Origin of the sequence: Bradyrhizobium sp., assembly GCF_004799445.1 — a bacterium.
Taxonomy (GTDB): domain Bacteria; phylum Pseudomonadota; class Alphaproteobacteria; order Rhizobiales; family Xanthobacteraceae; genus Bradyrhizobium.
On sequence record NZ_SSNA01000215.1, the window covers coordinates 1 to 5109 of the forward strand.

Sequence of the window (5109 nt, forward strand, 5' to 3'; positions counted from 1 at the left end):
CCAAAAATCTTTTCGAATTGACGCAGATTTTGGAACCAACTCCATGATATTCATAATAGAAATTCTTGGTGAGCCTGATCGCCGTGGAAACGCACGCGTCATCGAACGCCGGACACATACCGGTCCGACAATATCCGAAGCTCTTCGAACCGCTCGGGCCAACTTACGTACGCCGCCGCCGAGTGCCTACAGCTTTTCAATGAAGGCTGACGGAAAGGAAGTGGGACGCTGGCAATGGAGTGGTGACGGCAATAAAACCGACGTTGTGGCTGACATTGAATCAGCAAGGTCTAGGTCACGCACAGAAGACGACGACTAATAAAGTTAAAGGCTCTTCTCTATTTTCAGTTTTCCTGCTGCGACTTCAACTTGAAGCGGCCCGGTCGCGTTCCCCCGTCGGTACGCGCCGGGCCTAGCCAGTCGCGCGTCTGATATGACCGGCTAACGCTTTTATGACGCAGTGGTGTCAGTTTGAAAACGGGCTGTGTCCATTATTCCTAGGTTTTGTCGGCTGCACCGTCAGCCGAAAAGCCACTTCGGTCTTGCCGTTTAAAACCTCAAGAAGGTGGTCGCAGGTTAGGCAACGGAATCCGCCCTGAGCACCAGGTCTCGTAACCAACTCGATGCGGCGGTAGCCCGCCTTGCACTTGGGACAAGTGACATCGGACTTTATCATGTCCCGGAGGCTACCACCCCCTGTGAGATCAATCAAAGCGCCTTCAAGGTCGTCCTATTGGGGAGGGCTTGCTCCCCAGTGCGGCGTCACTGCCTGTTATCGCACTGTCACCAAGAGCGGCTAATGTGACCTGTTCAGAGGTCGCCAATCATGGGCCGACTTGTTTCCGGATCGCGCTTTTTCATCTTTTGGTTCTTGGGTTCAGCCGCCTACTTTTATTTTGCGTATACTTCAGGAAAAGACGCCCCATGGTGGCTCTTGGTGTTCGGAGCAATCGCACTTGGCCTCGACTGGCGCGAGAGGAATGGAGGCTGGATTTCAGATTAGCAGCCGCTAAAGGGTGCTGCTCTAAATCGATCAGTTCGTTCCCCGTTCTCAATTGCCCCCGAGAACGGGGAGATTTTTCAGAGACCGGTCAATGTCAGATGGTAATGGGCGGTTTAGTGGCAACAACCATGCAAGGGCCGAAATCCAGGCTGCCGTTCGATATCTCGTCAACGGAGCTTCCATGAACGCCCGGGGCGCGTTGGTGCAGGAGATCATCGAGATGGTGCACCGTGTCGCGAACGGACTGCCGCCTGGCCAGACCGATCCCGTGGACCATGATTTGCCCGGTGGATAGCCTGACTAGAACCCGGGTCGCCTCGCTGCTGAAGGTGAAAAGTGCCCAATCAACCTAATGCAAAGTGGACGCTCGCAGAGGGAGGCGCATGGATTTTAGCGCGTCCAGGCAATGGGCTTTCCGGCAGGTAGAGTCGGAGATGGAGGTCCGATGTGGGTCAAAAGCACCGTTTTGACCGTAGTGCGGCCATTTCCGCTCTACCTCGATCAACAGACATCGTCAGACCGCCCCGGCATGTCCGGGTGGTGCCAAAGTGGGAAGTCGCGCTTACTGGCAGATTGATAGCGCGGGGGCGGTGGTCACATAGTTCCCTGCGATGCGAGCCAGGGCAGCAGCACGATCTTGCCGCCGAGCCCGCCAGCGTCGATTCGCGCGTGAACATTTTTTGCGGCTGCTAGTGGTTCGCGACCGATAACTATCGGATGAATGGCACCGTTGCGGAGCAACTCGAACAAAGCAGCCATGTCAGCCCTAAATTCTTCGGGGTGCGACAAGCGGCGATCGGTGATGCTGTACCAAAGGGCACGACGGCCATGGAATAGGAAGCTCAATGCGCCCCATAGCTTCAACCGCGCCAATCCCAGGCCAGCCGCGATTATGCTTTCGCGCCCGATTGCCATGGTCTGGGAGCCATAGCCGATGAGGATGCCTCCCGGCGCGAGGCAGGCGAAGGACCGGCCGAAATGCGACCCGCCGATCGCATCGAATGCCGCATCGACGCCGGCGCCGCCAACTCGTCCCGCTGTGAGTTCACGCACCGAAGCAACGAAGTCACCGGCCCGATAGTCGATTGCGGTAGCACCAAATCGCTCAACTGCCGCGAGGTTCGCTGCTGAACACGTACCGATTGCCTTGAGGCCAAAATGACGCGCGAGATCGAGCATCGCCGTACCGACCGTACCTGATGCGCCGATGACGAGGATCATCTCGCCGGGAAAAAAGCGACGATAGCGCGTGAGCATCTGGAAGGCCGTAAGGTAGGCGAGCGGAATGCAAACGGCCTCTACCGCATCGACGCCATCTGGAACAGGCACAAGAAAGCGCGCGGGCCGAATTGCATATTGCGCGTAACCACCGACCACGCAGAGATCGGCAACGATTTGCCCCTCGCGCGGCGAGACCACACCGGAGCCAGCCTTCTCGACAACACCCACTAGCTCATAGCCCGGAGTGAACGGCAGCGGTCCCTTGAAGTCTGGGTACCGGCCACGCCGAATGAAGCTGTCAGTGAAGCCGGTCCCGGCTGCGAGAACCTTGATGCGCACCTCGCCGGGGCCGGGATTGGGGATGGTCGACTCCTCCGCCAGTTCCAAGACCTCGGGGCCACCGAACCGGGACATGCGAACGTGTTGCCATGACATGAGAACAGCTTGGCACACTCGAGTCACGGTAGCGAGATCAATCGATTGCCGGCGCTGCCCTTGGATGTCGGTCGTCGATCGGACTTCCTCATCGCCGAAGGAAATCGATGTCCGCTCGGGGTCAAGAGCGCCGGTTTGAAGTCCCACCGGTTGCTTCCGGTCTAGCCCAATCAAGGGACATCGCGAGACAGGCCCGACTGGTCCGGTTGGTGCCAAACTGCGACATCGAGGATGCGGGGGCGTACAAACAAAAAGCCGCCCGAAGGCGGCCTTTCAATTCAATCCTGCTGATAGTAGATCAGACGGCCATCAATGCTGGCTTTGACTTGCGACAATAGGCCATGAAGCCAACGCCTGCGAAACCGATGATCATCAGGCCCCAGGTTGCGGGCTCGGGCACCGCGGGCGACAGGAACGCTTCGCCTGCGGGATTGCCGAGGCCGGTGACGATCGGCGTCAGGGTGCCGTCGCCGTAGGTGTTGGCGTTGAAGGTCCCGATGCTGCCGTTCAAGCCGTTGGAGTCCTGCGCCGCCGAGTAGCCGTTATCGGAATTGAAGTCGCCGGTCACGGCGTAGACCTTGTCGGTGGTCTTATCGGCGACCAGCAGCGTGCTATTGCTGGTGCCGCCGAACGCCGTGTCGTCGACCATGGCGTTAGTGAGCTGCAGCACGCCGACCGACTGGCTGGCGGTGCCGATGTTCTTGACGAACACCAACTGGCCATCGGCTTGGCTGGTCAGCACGACGCGGCCGTCCATGGTGATCGACAGGCTGTCGGGATCCTGCAGGTTGAGCGTCGACGGCGCGCCGGCATTGAGCGGCGTGGCGCTGGAGTTGCCGGCGAGCACCGGCGTGGTCGATACTGTGGTGGCGCCGGGCGTCGCCAGCACGATGGCCACGCCGGTGTTGGGGCTGTTGGCCGGGTTCGACGCGCTGAGATAGGCCTTGCCGCCGACGAAGGCGGCATCGTCGAAGCCGCCGCCGCCATTGACCGACGCGATGCTCATCGGCGCGCTCTTGGCGAGGTTGCCGGGATTGATCAGCACCAGGTTGGCGTTAGCGTCCTCATTCTGAATCGCCCACAGCTGATTGGTGGCGGCGTTGTAGCGCAGCCCGTCATTGTGCCCATCGACGGTGGTCGACTGCAGCAAGGTGCCGCTCCTGCTGAACTCTGCGATGGTGCTGGTGCCGCTGCCGCCGGTCTTGGCGGCGGTGTTGCCGTAGCCGACGAAGACGTTATTGCCCACCACCTCAACCGAGTCCGCGTTGCTGGTGCCCGCCGGGCCGTTGGCGAACACGCTGATGGAAAAGCCGGGGGCCGCGGTCTGGGCCTGCGCCGTACCGGCAAAGGCGACGATGGCAGTCGCCGCCAGCAGCGATAGGGCCAGCGGCGTGACTTTGATTGGCGACGCATTCGCCGACGGCGAAAGCGATGACAGCTTGTTCATGAAAGGCTCCTTATTCGTCATGAGGGCTAGGCTTCGCATTGACGGCGGCATCGATGGCGACGCGGGCGCGTTGCCCGCACGCCGTCGCATGTCCGCCTAGCGCCAAAGGCTAGCCGTGCTGCATGACGGAAATGCTACGCCCGCACCTCGAAATTTTTTTACAACGCGCGGAACATTCTTCGTTTCAGCACCACGAGACGCCCGGATTCCGCCATTGAGCCCGTGACCGGTCGCCTGAAGGCCGACGGCCATCTCCGCCGGTTGCTATCTCAACGGCCGCGCCGGCGATGCCGCCCCGTTGCACACGGACCCAAGTGTCGGGCATCTCGCCATGTCCGAAAAGAAACTTCGGAAGTCGCGCCGTCAAAAAGCGTCAAACAAAAAGCCGCCCGAAGGCGGCTTAATCCAGCGGTGATCAAACTCGACCTATTTCAGCGAAGTATTGATCGAGGTGAACTTGGTGTTGAGCTTGCTTCCGAGCCCGTTCACGACGGCGATGATGGCGAGCGAAATGCCAGCGGCGATCAGGCCATACTCCCTTAAGGAGATCGGGAGATTTCGTGCGCGAATAGCGGCTCTGCTTCAGGCACAACTGAAAAAAGGCAGCCGACCACCTGAACTTTATAAAGGTTAGCATTGCTGGCCGTCTCGGATTGCATGTCCGTTTCGGGTCCAGGCCGTGTGGAAACGTTTTTCGTACCCCAATAACTGCAAGTAACCGGGCGTGATGGACCTCGACGCGATCGGCTGAGCCTATTTTTGCTGTATCGGGCCTGGAGACAATCCGGGCGCAGCCTCGGGCCATGCTGAGCGACCCTAACGGTCTCACGGCGGGCACCATGACGCGCTCCTCAAGCCCGGATCGCCGCGAGGAACGGTTTGATACCGACGATGTTCATCACGCGCGTGAGGTTGTAGGCGAGCACGTGCAACGCCATCTCAGTCGCCACTTTGGGCAGCGTCTTCATCAGAAAGTGCGTCGCCCCCATCCGCATCTTCAGCG

Annotated in this window: 4 protein-coding genes and 1 pseudogene; 1 reads left to right on the forward strand and 4 read right to left on the reverse strand. The window is 59.8% G+C overall.

Annotated elements, in window-relative coordinates; all coding sequences use genetic code 11:
* The coding region (locus tag E8A46_RS28580; protein WP_291568320.1) for a hypothetical protein at window positions 1-319 on the forward strand (319 nt) is incomplete at its 5' end.
* A gap of 1278 nt (window positions 320-1597) precedes the next feature.
* Here E8A46_RS28580 and E8A46_RS28585 read toward each other — a convergent pair.
* The 4 genes and pseudogenes from E8A46_RS28585 to E8A46_RS28600 all read right to left on the reverse strand — a co-directional run.
* Window positions 1598-2806: a medium chain dehydrogenase/reductase family protein gene (locus tag E8A46_RS28585; protein WP_291568321.1), complete on the reverse strand. Its 1209-nt coding sequence runs from the start codon at window positions 2804-2806 to the stop codon at window positions 1598-1600.
* A gap of 151 nt (window positions 2807-2957) precedes the next feature.
* Window positions 2958-4106 (reverse strand): PEP-CTERM sorting domain-containing protein, encoded by a 1149-nt coding sequence (locus E8A46_RS28590; protein WP_291568323.1) that lies wholly within the window; start codon window positions 4104-4106, stop codon window positions 2958-2960.
* A gap of 426 nt (window positions 4107-4532) precedes the next feature.
* Window positions 4533-4676 (reverse strand): Flp family type IVb pilin, encoded by a 144-nt coding sequence (locus E8A46_RS28595; protein ID WP_291568325.1) that lies wholly within the window; start codon window positions 4674-4676, stop codon window positions 4533-4535.
* Between the two features lie 281 nt (window positions 4677-4957).
* Window positions 4958-5109 (reverse strand): annotated as a pseudogene (locus tag E8A46_RS28600) (IS5/IS1182 family transposase); the annotation flags it as partial.

What these genes read in the sequence shown, in the direction of transcription:
- E8A46_RS28590 (WP_291568323.1), bottom strand. Translation starts at nt 4,106, where the DNA reads ATGAACAAGCTGTCATCGCTTTCGCCGTCGGCGAATGCGTCGCCAATC.